Genomic DNA, 16053 nt, shown 5'->3' on the forward strand with positions numbered 1-16053 from the left:
TCCGAGCTATATCATCATGATGCGAATATCACGCTCGATAGGGTACTGACACGCATTGACCACCTCGACATCGCCAGTGGCTAACACCTCCACGTTCATGCGGCAGTAATGTATCGCCGCCGAAGCTTGGCAATATCCACCGGGTTCAGGAACATGCATAGCATGAAGCACTTCCATTAAGTCGGTACCTCGCTCAACCACCATATGGTGATTAAACATCGGCATACTGACCGACACTGTCTTCGGCTCTTGATGGGCCGTCGCCTTGCCACCATAGCTTTCGCTATACATTTGCGAAGTTAAAACGCCCGCAGCACTAAAGTGCTGGCTTAACTCGCTGGTGAACTTGTCTGAACCACACAAGTAAACCACGCTGTCATCGAAGCGATGCCGTAATCTGGCTGCTTCCTGTACACCAAACCGTGAGACTTTTGCAGATAAGCAAGTGCTGGGGGTCTTTAGGTACAAATCAAGAATGAGGTTGTCATAACGGCTGTCCAACTCAAGCAATTCATTTTTATAGATAATATTGTCTTCATCTTTGGCGCAATGAATGAAATACACCATTCGGGTTGAATCAGTGGTCAAGGCCGCTCTAAGCATCGCCATTAGCGGCACAATTCCACACCCCGCGCTCGCCATAATGATGCTGCTTGCGCTACCGACATGATCGAGCGTCATACCCCCGATGGGGTTAGAGATTTCAATCTGGGCACCCACGTCAAGGTGCTGATTTAACCAGCTCGACATGATGCCATCTTTCACTGTTTGTACAGTCAGTTTTATAAACGCCTGCCCCGGTAGCGAAGCAATCGAATAACAGCGCACCACCTCAGTCGTACCTATGATTGACTTCAACAACACAAATTGACCGGGTTTGAAGTCGATTGCTTGGCAATTGTCCGGCGCGAAAATAAAGCTATAAACGCCTTCTATTTCACGCCACTTCTGGGTACAAGTGAATGTACGAAATACACAATGAGTCATAATCGTCATGCCTATAAATGGCTAGGTACGCGTAACTTGGCACACCGCAAAATGTAGCAATCTATTCAGAACAGAACCTGCTTGATTCAGCGCGCACTCTACAGAGCTTGAGTCCCCTCCAATCACCAACGAGCCTGCATCTAGATCGATACGGATAATATTGACACTCCCCGATTTCGTCGCAATGTCTGCCGCAATAATGGCGGCATCCCCCGGAGAAATTGAAATAATGCCAATCGCATTTCCTCTATCATTAAAATTAAGAGACGCCGTGACTTGATCAACCGGATTCGCAATTAAATGCAATAATGTCACCTCTTTACCGACGACATATTCCTGAACAACGCGATCCATTTTATTGTTCAATATTTCACTAGACATACAGCGCTCTCAATTTTCCATTACAGTGATTTAAGGATGGCGATAATGTCCGCTTGAGTCGGCGTGACCGGATTGGTGGTTAACGTCACATCCTGCAATGCTGCATCTGCCATGGCCGTAATTTCAGTCTCAGAGTCAGGGATTTTCACGCCCAGCCGCTGGCAATCACCGTCGATCCCCACCGCTTGGCGCAAGCCCTCTATGGCCTCAACTAAACGCGTTGCACCATCTTCATCACTCTGATCAGGCTGTATTAGCCCAAGCTGTTTGGCCAGACGCGCGTAGCGCTTTAGCGCCTCGAGTGACTGGCAGTTAAACTCAATCACTCGGGTTAAAATAAGGGCATTCGCCAAACCATGAGGGAGATGTAAGTGCGCACCTATCTGGTGCGCAAGTGCATGATTAAGACCGAGCCCGGCATGGTCAAACGCAATGCCCGCCATGCAAGAGGCATGTTGCATTTGCTCGCGAGATTGCAGGTTATTTCCGTTTTGACAACATTCAATCAGGTGACTAAATACCAAGGTAATTGCTTTTTCAGCCATGGCATCACTGAAGTTATTCGCATTGATAGAGACCGTCGCTTCCAATGCATGGGTTAATACATCAATCCCAGTATTGGCTGTTACCGCTTTAGGAACCGTCACTGTCTGTTGGGGGTCCAATATTGCAATATCTGGCAACATAGCAATATCGAATAACGGCAGTTTGGCCTTCTTTTCTGGTATCGAAATAACACTGGCGCGCGTTACCTCTGACCCCGTTCCACTGGTTGTTGGGATCACGATCAGTTGCTCAACCGCTCCCCCTTTTTTATCCCCTAAATACCGAATAGCCTTAGCTTGATCGATAGCGGAGCCACCACCATAAGCCAATAAAATGTCAGGGGTAAAGGTCAGCAGTTCCGCAATGCCGTTAGCAACATCATGCACCGTAGGATCAGGCTTAACGTCTGCAAAAACAGACAGCGTATTCGCCTGACTCAACTGGTGCTTAATCTTGCTTAAGTTGTCGCATTTCGCCAAAAAAGCATCACAAATGATCAGTACCCGCTTGCCCTTTATCTCATCAAGGACACCAAGTGGGTTTTCTCCAGTAATGATTTTTGTCGCCAAATTGAATGTCATCATCTCACTTAGCCCATTAGCGAATATTAAAGCCTTCGCTCAACACGCAGCGACGCAGGCGGGCAAATGAACGAGCAGAGGTGGTTCCTTCTCCCGTCGGTGTCGCAATGGTGAACGTCACAAACCCTTCCGCTTCTACGCCCAACGCTGCATAAGATGGGGCATTTTTAACGAAAATTGTCGTACGTAGTGTTTTCGCAGCTTGGCCTAAACGATAAACATTGTGAGAGTGCATAATGGCGGTATGTAAATAGCCACACTCAGCCTCAACAGCCAACGCTAAAGCTGCATCGAAATCACGCACTGTTGTCACCGGTAGACAAGGCATTAGTTGCTCAAGCTTGATCAGAGGATCATCATTGGCAACACAGACCACCACCAGCTTTGGCTCACCGCTAAACGCAATACCAGCAACATTAAGAATGGTGGCAGGGCTTTTTCCAACCAACTCTTTATTTACATGGCCGTCTTTACCTATAACAGCGCTTTTGATTCGCTCTAGCGCATGCTGGTTCTTCACCACAAATGCACCGTTCGCTTCCAATTCATCGAGTAACTGCGGGGCGATCTGCTCTACCGCAATCACCTCTTTTTCCGCAACGCAAGGCACGTTGTAGTCAAAGGATGCCCCTTTAATGATGTCTTGGGCAGCTTTACGAATGTTAGCCGTTTCATCAACAATCACTGGTGGATTACCCGCACCAGCACCAATGACTTTTTTGCCCGTTTTCATGGCCATATCAACAATGCCAGGACCGCCCGTCACCACCAAAATAGGGATCTCAGGGTGTGCCATCATCGCTTTCGTTGCGTCGAAACTAGGGTTTGCCACTGACACAATCACATTGCGAATGCCTGATACTTCAAAGATGATCTGCTCAATAATTTTGATCAACCAGATGGAGGTTTGCTTCGCGCCCGGATGAGGGCTAAAGAAGACGGTGTTACCCGCCGAGATCATACCGATCGCATTATTCATAATGGTTTCGGTCGGGTTTGTACTCGGACAAATCGCCCCAACCACACCATAAGGAGAATACTCAAACAACGTCATGCCTAGATCACCGGTGATCACACGACTATCTAGGTCCTCAGTTCCTGGCGTTTGATATAACGCCGCCTCATTTTTGGCGATCTTGTGGGGGACATTTCCCATTCCTGTTTCAGCACACGCCTTTTCCGCCATTTGCGGGATAAGGTCAGCCAAACGCGCACGCATTGCATCAACAATATCTTGACGAACTTTAATTGGGCTCGTATTCAATGCACTAAAAGCCGCACTGGCCGCTTGTACTGCGCTATCCACATCGTTAAAAATTGCGACATCTGCTCCCGTCGATACAGGGGCTTCAGTGACTGAGACAGAGGAGACTTCTGCTCCGCTGTCTGCCGTTGTTATTGTTACATCGTTTAAAATACCGTTTACCAGCGTATCAATATCTAAATTTCTCATAATTACCCTTTTGTTTCTCTAAGTTAACGATTAAGGCTATCAACAATCCCAACAATGGCGCTGTCGATGCCTTCGTTAACACCGTCAAAGACGTGCCTAGCCGCGGCACCTTGCGAAACCAAAACTAAATCACCATTACCAGAACCCACCGCATCTACCGCCACTTTTGTTTCGCGCTCAATACGCTGTTCATCAATGTCGACCGGTTTTATTAGCATTAGCTTCTTACCCATTAGAGCCGGTGTTTTTTGGGTGATAACCACTGAGCCCATGACCTTAGCCAGATACATAACCCTGTTTCCTTTTTATGAGTTGGACGTTTCTCTTATTCATATGCTCAGCCGCTAAATCCGTCACCAACACTCTTGTTGGTGCCATAACAAAACAGTTATCCAGTAGGGCAACATCGGCATAGTCAATCAGAGTGCATGAGTGAATAATCACCGCTTTTCCATTTTGATCTGTCCACAACGAGGGCAAGTCCACCAAGCTCTCAGGTGATAGCATTTTTAATAGATTGAAATGAACCGATAGCTTGGTGGTCACGCCAATCGACCATGCTTCAAGGATCGTATTAACGGCGGCGTTTTGGTCATCAAATTTAAGTAGCGAAAATAGAAAGCTAATGTCCGGTAATATGACGTGTATCTCTTTCAATGCTGCGGGATTGGGCAACCATTTGGACAAATTTTCCAATCCAATTTGAAGATCTTTCACCCTCACCACTAGCACACGATCACTTCTTTTTTGCGGTTTTTTCTGCCTTGCTTTTTTCGCCATAGTCTTTACTCTGCAAAGATAATTTCACCAAACCCGGACTGGCCAGACACGCCAGCCGCGTTAGCTTCATCGGTATCGAGGTGTAGCTCTAGCACGCTGTCATCCGAGACTCGAACAACCACACTGTTCATCGTTACTTTTCGATCTTCTGAGCCAACCACCACATCCACTTCTTGGCAATCGTGTAAATTGAACATCATTGCATCCACCTCATTCATATGGATATGGCGCTTAGACACAATCACTCCACTTGAAATATCGACTTGGCCATGCTCACTACACAGCGTTATTCCGGGTGTACCTGCCAAGTCACCCGATTGACGGATTTCCGCCTTTACACCTAACTCTCTCGCGTTCGTGAGTGATATCTCTACTTGCGTTTGTGGCCGAAATGGCCCAAGTATGCGAACATTTTTAATCACCCCTTTAGGGCCAAACAGATCCAGTGTTTGCTTTGATGCAAACTGCCCGGTTTGCGATAGTGGCGCATGAACTTGTAGTGACTGGCCAGGGAAAAGCACGGCAAAGTCTTGCTCAGAGATGTGAATATGCCGGTTTGATATCCCAATCGGAACTGGGCGACTTTTCAGAATATGTTTTACTTTTTCATTAATGAATGAAGTGAGTGTAAGGTTCATGACTTGGTGTCCTTCGGTGTTCCATATGTCGCACGTTTCTTATTGGCTCTAGCCTTGGGTGCTGTCTTTTTGGGTGCTAACGCTGGTTTATCCGTTACCGCTTTACTCGACACCGCAACAACGGCTGGCGCTACGCCACCCATTGAGAGTGTCAGCTGGCTGTCTTTTTGCGTTGCAGCATCATTTGAACGTGTTTTTTGCGGCGCGGCTTTTGCCTCGACCTTCGATTTAGCGATCGCCTTCGGGCTCGGTTTCGCTTTTGGTGTCGCGCGACTTGGGGCTTTCGCTTTAGACGTTGCGTTGGCTGTCGATTTTGCTGCTGTACGAGTCGCTGTCTTTGGTTTCGATACAGCATTCGTTGCCGGCTTAACGTCAGTAACTGGCGCAACACTTGGCGCAGGCTCAAGCCATAACTTTGCCACCTCTTCATTTGGCCTGGCGATCACTTTTGATCCTTTCAGCCCGCCCAATTTACTCGCAAGATCAACACCAGTTTCAATTGCTGAATTGATTGAGCCGATATCTCCGGTCAAGACAATGGTCATCCAGCCAGCGCCTTGAGTCCTGATGATCTTCTCAAGCTTTATATTGGATGACTTCGCCATTGCATCTGCGACAATGGTGGCCAATGCATATCCAGCCACCTCAATGACGCCCAGTGAAACTCTCATATTTTCTCCTTGTGTGTCGGTAAGGCGATACCCCGCCACGGGTATCGCACTAAATACCTATTCGAGATTAACTCGCGCTGGTTGTTGCGCGGACTTTAACCTGAGGATGAAGGGCTGCCGTAATGCATTTACGGTAAAGTGCAGCACCCGATATCGCACCAAGAACAGGCGCAATAAACGGCACAATGAAGTACGGGATAGAGCGTGCGCCAGTGAGTGACACCTCACCCCATCCTGCCATCATTGCCATAACTTTCGGCGCAAAATCTCGTGCTGGGTTCATCGCAAAACCGGTGAGTGGCGCTGTTGTTGCTCCCAATGCCGCAATCGCTAAACCGATCAACAATGGTGCAAGCGGACCTTTCGCAATCCCGTTACTATCATCAGTCAATGCCATGATCATTACCATCAAGCACCCTGTAATGAAGAACTCAACCGCTGCTGCATGTGGAATAGAAATAGCCGCATTCGCATAAGTACCGAATATTCCCGCCGTCACTAAACTTTCTGGGCTACCGCGAACAATCTCGTTTGAGAGTTCATATAGCGCAATAAGATCGCTATATAAGAAGTAGCAAATAGCACTACCGATAAATGCCCCAACAAACTGCGCACCGATATAAGGCGCTACCTTCTTGCGATCAAAGCCCGCAAAAATAGCCAGTGCTATCGTCACTGCCGGATTCAGGTGTCCTCCCGAGATTCCCGCCGTAAGGTAGATAGCAAGGGTAAAGCCAAGCCCCCAAACAATTGAGATTTCCCACAATCCATACTCGGCACCACCAGCAACAATGGCAGCAAGACAAGCAAGCCCAAAGAAAACAGCCAGCGCAGTACCGAGACACTCCGCAAGACATTGATTCTTCAACTCTTCTTTATTCAACATTTTTTCATTCCTTCGTTATTGGTAAAACGGTACTCAACTCCTGTATTACCCGCCGATAACGCACTCCACACCCATAGCTTCAACAATGGACTTAAACTGATTGATTACGGTATCGCTTGGCGTTTTAGCTTCGGTAAACTCATAGGGTCTATTCAAGAGGTTGTACTTGCCTTGGCCATAATTGTGGTATGGCAGCAAGTGAAGTCGGGTCACATTACTCATGTGAGTCGCAAAAGTGGCGATCGCTTTAATGCTCTGCTCGTCGTCGTTAAAACCAGGAATAACGGGCACTCGAATGGAGACTTGTTTTGCGAGCTTAGATATATGGATGGCATTACGTAGAATTTGCTTATTCTCTACGCCGGTAAATTCAATGTGTTTTTCTGGGAATAAGTTTTTTATATCCATCAACACCACGTCGAGTAATGGAATAATGCGGTCCAATACTTCCGGAGCAGCCAGTCCCGTTGTTTCAATAGCGGTATGTATTCCATTCGCTTTAGCTGAGCGCAGCAGCGCTTCGGTAAACTCGGGCTGTGCCAAAGGCTCTCCACCAGAGAGTGTCATACCACCGCTTGAGCGTCGGTAGTGAATGACATCTTTCTTCACTTCATCGATCACCTCAGCTACGGTCATTTTTTTACCCGACAAAATCAGTGCTTTGGTCGGACACACGTTCGCGCACTCACCACAACCCACGCATTTACTGGTATCAACTTTTTTATTTTTGTCGCGGCTCATCGCACCTTTGGTGCAGGCATTAATACACAAGCCACATTCAATACATTTATTTTTGTCGAAAAGTACGCTGGGTGAAAATGTTTGCGACTCAGGATTGCTGCACCACTTACAACGCAGCGGGCAACCTTTCAAAAATACGGTTGTTCTAATACCAGGACCATCATGGACAGAAAATTTTTGAATATTAAAAACGGTGCCGGTTGTCATAGCTTCAACCATGTTGCTCCCTTACTTCTTTGTAACAGAAAAAGCGCCCAAGAATATTGGATATCATTGGGCGCGATGGACGTTAGAGCATGTGCTCTGTACGCTCGATAATGTCGTCTTGAATATCTTTATCCAATGAGATGAACTGAGCACTGTAGCCCGCCACTCGAACAACAAGATCTCGGTACTTCTCAGGGTTTTTCTGTGCAGCAATCAGGGTTTCTTTATCAACCACATTAAACTGTACATGCATCCCTTTCTGATCAAAGTAGCTGCGAAGAAGCGCGCCCATGTTGGCGAGGCCACTTTCGCCTTTCAATGCAGAAGGGTGGAACTTCTGGTTATACAGGGTGCCGTTTGACGCCAAGTGGTGATCAAGCTTAGCGACAGAGTTGGTCGCAGCCGTTGGTCCGCTACGGTCCATCCCGCGGCTTGGAGAGACCCCATCCGCCAGCGGATCGCCGGCCATACGGCCATCTGGTGTCGCTCCTAGTCCTGCGCCCATCAGAACGTTGATCGTTACTGGGTACAGACCCGCTTGGAAGTTACCGCCACGTGGGTTCTTGTATTTTTCCACTTCACGACAGTAGATAGCAGCGCCTTCGCGTGCCAGTTGGTCAACTTCATCAATATCGTTACCAAACTTAGGCGCATCAATCAGCATGTTGCGAATGCTATTGCCACCAGCATTGCCATTTTGATTCACGGCTTCTTTAGCAATCGCCATCGCATCCACTTTAGACAGGGCTGATGCACCAGTGCCTTCCAACGCTTTGTTCACCGCGTTAAGGATCAGGTTATAACCATCGTCTTCCGCTTCCTGGCTGTTAACCGGAATCGCCGTTTCACCACCAAAGTTGCTGTCCATTGCCTCTTTTAGCTGCTGCAGCGTGATGCGGCCTTCATCAAAGACCAACTTCTTAATCGCAGCCAATGAGTCGCCCACGTTTGCTACGCCAACCCCTTGTGGGCCGGTGAAGTTATATTGTGCGCCACCTTCTTGAACCGATTTTCCGCTACCAATACAGTCGTGGACCATGCCAGATAAGAAAGGCAGTGGCGTGCGCTCAGCATGGGCAATGTCTACGCAGTTATCAGCATTGATCAGGTGGTAAACAAAGTATTCCGCCTGCTTGGTGTAAGCATCCATCAGCTCATCAAAGCTAGTAAACTCGGTCAGCGACTTAGTTACTGGACCCACTTGCTTCTCGCCAATCTTGCCGCCATTGAAGGTAATTTCGAGCAATTTACCCAAGTTAAAGAAGGCCGAATCATGCCACCCTTCCGTTTTACCCGGGCACTGTGGCTCAACACAGCCAATGATGGCGTAGTCACGCGCATCCTGCAGGCTCACACCTCGGGAAACCAATGCAGTAACAATCACTTCATCGTTATAAAACGCTGGCACACCTAGGCCTAAACGGCTTACTTCGCAGCACTTCAGCAAGAACTCTTGCGGGGTCTTTGACCAAACACGTGCCGAGAATGATGGTTGCGGCAGACTGACGTGAGCGGTCGCTTCCATACACATGTAAGACAAAACGTTCGTGGCATCTTCCCCATCGCTATTCTGGCCGCCAACGATGACATTTTGGAACATTGGGTAGCCACCAAACGCATTGGTCGATACTTCATCACGCACTTTGTTAATGTCGTTGAACTTAACCCAAATGCAGTCAATTAGCTCTTGTGCTTGCTCGGTTGAAAGGGAGTTATCCATCTCAAAGTAAGGCAGCATATACTGGTCGAAACGTCCAGGTGAGATGGAGTGACCATTTGATTCCAGGCTGATCATCATCTGAGTGAACCAGAATGCCTGACACGCTTCATGGAAATTGCTCGCCCCATTGGCTGGCACTCGCTCACACACGCTAGCGATGTTAAGCAACTCATATTTACGGTTGCCGCTCGCTGTTGCCGCCATGTCACGTGCTTTCGCTGCATAACGAAGCGAGAAGTTGGCAGCCGCATTGCATGAAATGATCAAGGCTTTATAGAACTGCTCCTTTTTGATGTATTCAGGATCAGTCTTGTCGGCATTCATCATGGCTTCTGCCACTTCTTTAATAATGCCTCGGTAACCCACCTCCAGTACTTTTTTATAGTTAACGGAAATGTGGCCTACGCCATTCATGTAATAGTTACCAACCGTAAACACCCCTTCATCCATCGATTCTTTGGTGTCGGCTGGCATCAAAGATGTCGCCAGCTCACTGGTGGTTTTTCCTACCCAATACGGGAAAATCTCGCGCAACTCATCCTTTGACTGCTCTGAAATTTGGAAAGCATCGCCAGTACGGCTGCCTAAGCGGTCAAATTCGTCTTCAATCCAACTACAAGAGAACTCGGGAAAAATCTGCGTTGAACGAGGCTCAACGGTCAGGCTTCCCACAATCAACTCCTCATCACGAATGATGATAGGGAGTTCGGCAAGAATGCGTTCAAACGCTTTCGCGCGACGAATAACAGTCGGTAGCGCTTCCGTCTCTTTGTACGAATTAGTAATAGATATTGCACGCGCTGTCTCAATACATGGCGTTGCATTTAAAACCTGATCACGCAATGTATTGATTCGAGTAGAGGGTGAAGTAAATCCTTCAGAAATTGGTTTCATCGTCATCCTATTTATCGTTAATCGTTAGATGTAAGGTGTCGTGGCAGATGGTGCATCACCACCCATGGTTTCTAGCAAGCTGACACCAATCTCTTTCGCCGTCAGCACGGCTTGCCTTACTGCGCCTGCATCACCTGATACCACAAGAATCACTTCATTAGAAAAGCTAGTACCATCAGCCGGTGAGCTAAATGCAATGGTTTCAACGTTGGCAGCTTTAACCGCAGCATCAGCCATTAGTACGCCGATAGCGGCCGGAGCACCGACGATCAGTCCACACGCTCGACCAAGGGGAGCGCCAAATGCTTTTTCAAGGGCATAGCTTGCACGGGCGCTATACTGAAGCTCAATATGGCCAACATCATTGGCATAAATATCACCAAACGTACGGTCAAGTTCACGCAAAGCAACCTCAACGGCTCGCTTAACATCTGAAACATCAGAGCCACCAAACAGAATCAAACAGCCATGACCTGCGCCACCTTTGGTATCACGCGGCAGTTCAATTTTGAGTACTTCAGTATTTGTTGCTTTCACTGCTTCATCGGCAGCCATGATGTGAGGACCAGCCCCCGTACGGGCGCCTAAAATACCAATAGAACGGTATTTCTTGTCTAGATTCATTGCGTTCAGCAACTCATCATCCACGTTTGCAATAACCAACCCGATGGTATCGCCAATGGCAGTACCAACGAATTCAGTCATCGCATTTCTTTTCTCTAACATACTGACTCCTTTGTTATCCTTGGCTTGGTGACAGTTGTCAGGCTCCACAGTTTGGGGCGCATTATCGAAATCACCGACTTGTTCTAATACGGCTGAAATTATTTGTTCAACACCTGACACAGTCATTATTTAGCTATCTCTTTAATTGGTTTAGGCAAGATGGCTTCCACATCGGTGTGTGGGCGAGGAATAACGTGCGTGCTTAGTACATCACCCACTTTCTGCGCTGCTGCCGAACCTGCATCCGTCGCAGCTTTAACCGCACCAACATCACCACGAACGATCACGGTAATCAGGCCAGAACCAATTCTTTCATAGCCAATCAAGTGAACGTTTGCAGATTTAACCATTGTGTCAGCGGCTTCAATCGCGGCAGTCAAACCTTTTGTTTCTACCAAACCTAAAGCTTCCTGTTGCATAGTGTTTTCCTCTGTTGAAATTAGTTTATTGTTGCGTCGGGAGCCGATACTAAAGGGGAAGCGGTATAATTTGTTGCGCAGATATCAGTGTTTGAATGAAAAAAATTGCTGTCAATACGCAATAATTTTCCTTTTCCTTCATTTGCTTCTTATTTATTATCTTTTAATCACACTTATCAGATAAAATATTGCGCACCACCTAAGAAACGCATTTATTATTTTGTCGGCAAAGTCTCAGTTTTATTTAATTTAGACACTCAAATTAAAAACAACGCCAATAGACTGAGTATCCATTTATTTATTTCAAAGCACGTAAAAATAAACTAAACCAATTAACATTCAATGTACTGAGTTCATAACACACGCAATGCACAGCCCACTAACGGCCTCAAATAACCACGATGGGCATTTAAAGCAATCTCAAATCGAGAATAATCTAAAGATATCAAGATTAGGCGATGTTTATATTTTGTAGCTAAAATTAACTTTACAATCAAGTTAATTAACCAAGCCAACCAAATAGATATAAATAATATTTAATCCCATCAGGGCATATCCAAAGCCAATTTAATTTTTGCTGTGTGGATATGTATTCTAAAGTGAGCAAATGTTAGCAAATAATAACCATATGCCATTTTAAGCCAATTGCTTGACCAAACAGGACATTAGCTCAAATAGGAGATCTAGCTCAAATAAATATTAAAATAGAAAACTTAAGTTATAAAAGGACCAGCGTTAAAACTGAATTTAAAATTTATTGAGAGATATTATTCATGGATAAAGTTATCATTTCTCCAAGCAAGTATATTCAAGGTGAAAATGTACTTAGCAACATCGGCCAATATGTAAAAGCGATTGGTAATACGCCAATGGCCATTGCCGATGACTTTGTAACTGGACTTGTAGGCGATACCTTAACCACCAGTTTCGATAAAGTTGGTACTCCAGTAAGAATGGAGAAATTCAACGGAGAAATCTCTCGCGTTGAAATCGAACGCTTACTTGACCTCACCATTTCTGCAGATGCTGACGTTATTATTGGTATTGGGGGAGGAAAAACTCTCGATACTGCAAAAGCTATTGGTTTCTATCACAAGATCCCGGTTATCGTCGTACCGACGATCGCGTCAACCGACGCACCAACTAGCTCACTGGTTGTTATATATACCCCAGAAGGTGAGTTCAGCGAATATATGATGGTTCCGACCAACCCGAATATGGTCATCATGGATACCAAGATCATCGCTGGCGCGCCTGCGCGCTTATTGGTTTCTGGTATGGGTGATGCGCTATCAACTTACTTTGAAGCGCGTGCTAACGGTATCTCTGGCAAAGTAACGATGGCAGGCGGCGCTCAAACACGTTCAGCACTGGCATTGGCAAAACTATGCTACGAAACATTACTGGAAGATGGATTAAAAGCCAAAGTTTCTGTTGAAAACGGGTTATCTTCAAAAGCATTAGAAAATATTGTTGAAGCAAACACATACTTGAGCGGAATTGGCTTCGAAAGTGGCGGTTTGGCGGCGGCTCATGCTATCCACAATGGCCTAACCAAGCTTGAAGAGTGTCACCACCTTTATCACGGTGAAAAAGTTGCTTTTGGTACACTGGTACAACTGGTTCTAGAAAATGCCCCAATGGAAGAGATCAAGACTGTTATGAACTTCTGTCGTGATGTTGGTCTACCAACCAACTTACATGATATGGGCGTTAAAGAAATTAACCACGAAAACCTAATGAAAGTAGCAGAAGCATCATGTGCGGAAGGTGAAACTATCCATAACATGCCATTTGAAGTCACTGCGAGCTCAGTATTGTCTGCGATTCTAACCGCACACAACTTGGGTCGTTAATCATCTGCCATTAAAAACAGCGTCTCTCGTCTAGACTCGCGAGGGGCGCTTTTTGTGTTTCTACCCTCCTTTCAATCTGACACTTATTCTGCTAATGCCTTAGTTTTGAATATATAAATTTGCAGAAAGACACAAAAACATACAATAAAACCAAATAAAACCAGTAGCACTGCGCGCTGTGTCACAAGTATATATCGCCTTTCTATCTAGAGCCCAATGCTCTGTAGTAGCATCCTTCTGTTATGCAACAACAATACTAAGAATATGACGAAGTGTGAACTATCTACCTTAACCTCCCAATACGTTCACAACGGCTGGGGGCAACTATTACACCAAGCAGCACAAGTGTATGGATTAAAGCAACACCATGACATCTTCGAAAGAGCAGAGAATAAAACTACGTCACCGCATCTAGATATCAGTATGATGCGTCAGGTCAATCATCAATTGATCCAAGATAGTAAAGATCCCTTATTTGCCATTAAAGCCTCGCGTTGGGTGTCGGCATTGACTTTTGGTAGCTATAGCTTAACGTTATGGACCGCTCCGAATCTACATCATCTTTTAAAAGATGCATGTAACTTCAATTTGGTATTAGGATCGCCAACAAGGATAGCGTATCAACAAAAAAACTCAGGGGATGTTGAGCTTCGCTTCATCTCTAATGAAGCATTAAGTCGGCACTATCCTGAACGACAGGCCGGGCTATGCCTGTATGTGGCTACGTTTATTCAAATCATTCAAAAAACCTCTATTAATGGCATTTCAAATCTGGAAGTAGAGTTGGCTAACACCCCTTACAGCCAACAAGTTCAGTCTCAGTTTGCAGCCGAAATGGAATGCGATGTCACCCTAGGGGCCGCATTTCATACGTTGCGAATCAAGTCAGAGCACTTAGAGCAAAAGCTAGCTACCAGCGATAGTGAAATCTACCCCTGTAGTCGCGCCCTATTGCGTAAGCAGGCTGCAAAAATTAAGACCGAAGATACCCCACTCCAGATCTACAATGTCTTGGACCAATTTCCCACTTTGGCTGATATATCGAGTGAAAGGATCGCCGCTGAAATGCTGATCAGCGTTAGAACCCTTAACCGTCGCTTAGCTGAGGTAGGATTAAATTACCGAAGTGTGGTGGAAAATTATAAGTTGGAAAAAGCCACCCAGCTCTTAAGTCAGCCTGATTCCAATATCACTGAAATTGCCTTTCAATTAGGCTTCTCTGATTTAAGTGCTTTTTCACGCGCATTTAAACGCTGGACAGGAACCAGCCCTTCTCATTTTAATCTAGGTTACAACCTATCTGCGCATGAATGGCCACATCAGGCGACCTTAGCTTATTCCGCATAGAACATAGTAAGGTGTTGATTTTAACGAATAACAGACAAAGTTCTCTATCTGTTACGATTTAATCATAGACACCTCGCCCACAAATGGTTGCCTGTGGTAGACTGAAGCAGATACCGAGACAATAATAATTCAGAGGCAACATGGGCGAGACAACCCTGCTCCTTGATAAGGCAAAACAACTCTGTGATAAACGCGGTGTACGTTTAACTCCACAGCGATTTAAGACGTTAGAACTGATTATCAAGTATGGACGCTCTATCAGTGCTTATGAATTACTAGACTTGCTTAAACAAACAGAGCCCCAAGCAAAACCACCAACGATCTATCGCGCACTGGATTTTTTATTGGAGCAAGGGTTTATTCATAAAGTCGAATCAACCAATAGTTACATTGCCTGCTGTGTACTCGAACATGCAGATCACTGTTCCTTATTGCTTGTTTGTGACCAATGCGGCTTTGTAGAAGAGTGTCATAATGATGAGCTGACAACCTTATTGCGCCGAAAAGCGCAGCATCATCAGTTCAGCGTTAGGCATAATGTTGTAGAAAGTCACGGCATCTGTCGACAGTGCAAGGACAGCAATTAATATTAATCAATCGAGATAAACGGCCAGACAATAATTATGCGTGCAGAATTTGTTAATCCATTCCTAGCCTCTCTCCTCAATGTGTTAAAAACCATGGCCTCAATGGAATTAGCGCCCCAAAAACCGCGGCTGAAAAAAGACGAGGTCGCTCGTGGTGATGTCTCTGGTTTAATTGGCATGGTAGGCCCTCAAACCCGCGGCTCTTTTTCAATTACCTTTGAAGAGAACTTAGCGCTAGAGATCATGCAACGTATGCTAGGTGAGCGCCCCAACAGTGTAAATGAAGAAGTCACCGATATGGTGGGCGAAATTACCAACATGGTCACAGGTGGCGCTAAGCGGATCCTTTCCGAAAAAGGCTACGACTTCAATATGGCGACCCCAGCCGTTGTCTCTGGCCGTGGACATACCATTACACATAAAAGTGAAGGCTCTATCATCTTAATGCCTTTTGAATCCGAGTTCGGTAATGCCTTTATTGAGATCTGTTTTGACGGCTAGCCGCCATTTGACTCTTGTTATTACCACACTGCCTTTCTTATCCAGAGTTGCATGACATCATGCAACTCTGCTTTGTCGTTCCTCCTTTTATTCGCACTGAGACTATTGCGCCAATAGATGTGTTACTTTTAA

At 46.0% G+C, this 16053-nt stretch carries 17 protein-coding genes; 4 read left to right on the forward strand and 13 right to left on the reverse strand.

All coding sequences use genetic code 11. The features are described from left to right. Positions 1–6 precede the first annotated feature (6 nt). The 13 genes from ACKLNH_RS19055 to pduA form a co-directional block, all read right to left on the reverse strand. Positions 7–987, reverse strand: coding sequence for a ferredoxin--NADP reductase (locus ACKLNH_RS19055; RefSeq protein ID WP_413113852.1), 981 nt, complete (start codon positions 985–987; stop codon positions 7–9). Positions 988–1008: 21 nt separating this feature from the next. After that, on the reverse strand, positions 1009–1368 hold the full coding sequence (locus ACKLNH_RS19060; RefSeq protein ID WP_413113853.1) for a BMC domain-containing protein: 360 nt from the start codon (positions 1366–1368) through the stop codon (positions 1009–1011). A gap of 20 nt (positions 1369–1388) precedes the next feature. After that, a complete protein-coding gene (locus ACKLNH_RS19065; RefSeq protein WP_413113854.1) occupies positions 1389–2498 on the reverse strand; it encodes a 1-propanol dehydrogenase PduQ in 1110 nt (369 codons plus the stop codon). A gap of 13 nt (positions 2499–2511) precedes the next feature. After that, positions 2512–3948, reverse strand: coding sequence for an aldehyde dehydrogenase family protein (locus ACKLNH_RS19070; RefSeq protein ID WP_413113855.1), 1437 nt, complete (start codon positions 3946–3948; stop codon positions 2512–2514). 23 nt (positions 3949–3971) lie between these two features. Next, a complete protein-coding gene (locus ACKLNH_RS19075; protein WP_413113856.1) occupies positions 3972–4238 on the reverse strand; it encodes a EutN/CcmL family microcompartment protein in 267 nt (88 codons plus the stop codon). Next, positions 4225–4728, reverse strand: a complete 504-nt coding sequence (gene pduM / locus ACKLNH_RS19080) for a PduM family microcompartment protein (RefSeq protein WP_413113857.1) — start codon at positions 4726–4728, stop codon at positions 4225–4227. Before pduM ends, ACKLNH_RS19075 begins: the two co-directional genes overlap by 14 nt. Before the next feature lie 5 nt (positions 4729–4733). Continuing rightward, positions 4734–5366 (reverse strand): phosphate propanoyltransferase, encoded by a 633-nt coding sequence (gene pduL, locus ACKLNH_RS19085; RefSeq protein ID WP_413113858.1) that lies wholly within the window; start codon positions 5364–5366, stop codon positions 4734–4736. Further along, on the reverse strand, positions 5363–6037 hold the full coding sequence (locus ACKLNH_RS19090) for a BMC domain-containing protein (RefSeq protein ID WP_413113859.1): 675 nt from the start codon (positions 6035–6037) through the stop codon (positions 5363–5365). Before ACKLNH_RS19090 ends, pduL begins: the two co-directional genes overlap by 4 nt. Positions 6038–6104: 67 nt before the next feature. Beyond that, positions 6105–6923, reverse strand: coding sequence for an MIP/aquaporin family protein (locus tag ACKLNH_RS19095; RefSeq protein ID WP_413113860.1), 819 nt, complete (start codon positions 6921–6923; stop codon positions 6105–6107). A 45-nt stretch (positions 6924–6968) separates the two neighbouring features. Next, on the reverse strand, positions 6969–7883 hold the full coding sequence (locus ACKLNH_RS19100) for a glycyl-radical enzyme activating protein (protein ID WP_413113861.1): 915 nt from the start codon (positions 7881–7883) through the stop codon (positions 6969–6971). A gap of 70 nt (positions 7884–7953) precedes the next feature. Next, positions 7954–10485: a glycyl radical protein gene (locus tag ACKLNH_RS19105; protein ID WP_413113862.1), complete on the reverse strand. Its 2532-nt coding sequence runs from the start codon at positions 10483–10485 to the stop codon at positions 7954–7956. Positions 10486–10509: 24 nt separating this feature from the next. After that, complete coding sequence (gene pduB, locus ACKLNH_RS19110; RefSeq protein WP_413113863.1) at positions 10510–11337, reverse strand: propanediol utilization microcompartment protein PduB; 828 nt, start codon at positions 11335–11337, stop codon at positions 10510–10512. Next, positions 11337–11630, reverse strand: a complete 294-nt coding sequence (gene pduA, locus ACKLNH_RS19115; RefSeq protein ID WP_413113864.1) for a propanediol utilization microcompartment protein PduA — start codon at positions 11628–11630, stop codon at positions 11337–11339. The genes pduB and pduA overlap by 1 nt, the downstream gene beginning before the upstream one ends. A gap of 773 nt (positions 11631–12403) precedes the next feature. Here pduA and ACKLNH_RS19120 point away from each other — a divergent pair. From ACKLNH_RS19120 to ACKLNH_RS19135, 4 genes are all read left to right on the forward strand, one after another. Next, a complete protein-coding gene (locus ACKLNH_RS19120; RefSeq protein ID WP_413113865.1) occupies positions 12404–13486 on the forward strand; it encodes a glycerol dehydrogenase in 1083 nt (360 codons plus the stop codon). A gap of 264 nt (positions 13487–13750) precedes the next feature. Further along, a complete protein-coding gene (locus ACKLNH_RS19125; RefSeq protein WP_413113866.1) occupies positions 13751–14833 on the forward strand; it encodes an AraC family transcriptional regulator in 1083 nt (360 codons plus the stop codon). Positions 14834–14973: 140 nt separating this feature from the next. Then, positions 14974–15420 (forward strand): zinc uptake transcriptional repressor Zur, encoded by a 447-nt coding sequence (zur, locus tag ACKLNH_RS19130; RefSeq protein ID WP_413113867.1) that lies wholly within the window; start codon positions 14974–14976, stop codon positions 15418–15420. Between the two features lie 36 nt (positions 15421–15456). Further along, complete coding sequence (locus ACKLNH_RS19135) at positions 15457–15921, forward strand: chemotaxis protein CheX (RefSeq protein WP_413113868.1); 465 nt, start codon at positions 15457–15459, stop codon at positions 15919–15921. Positions 15922–16053 lie beyond the last annotated feature (132 nt).

This window comes from Thaumasiovibrio clandestinus (assembly GCF_047250365.1).
GTDB lineage: Bacteria > Pseudomonadota > Gammaproteobacteria > Enterobacterales > Vibrionaceae > Thaumasiovibrio.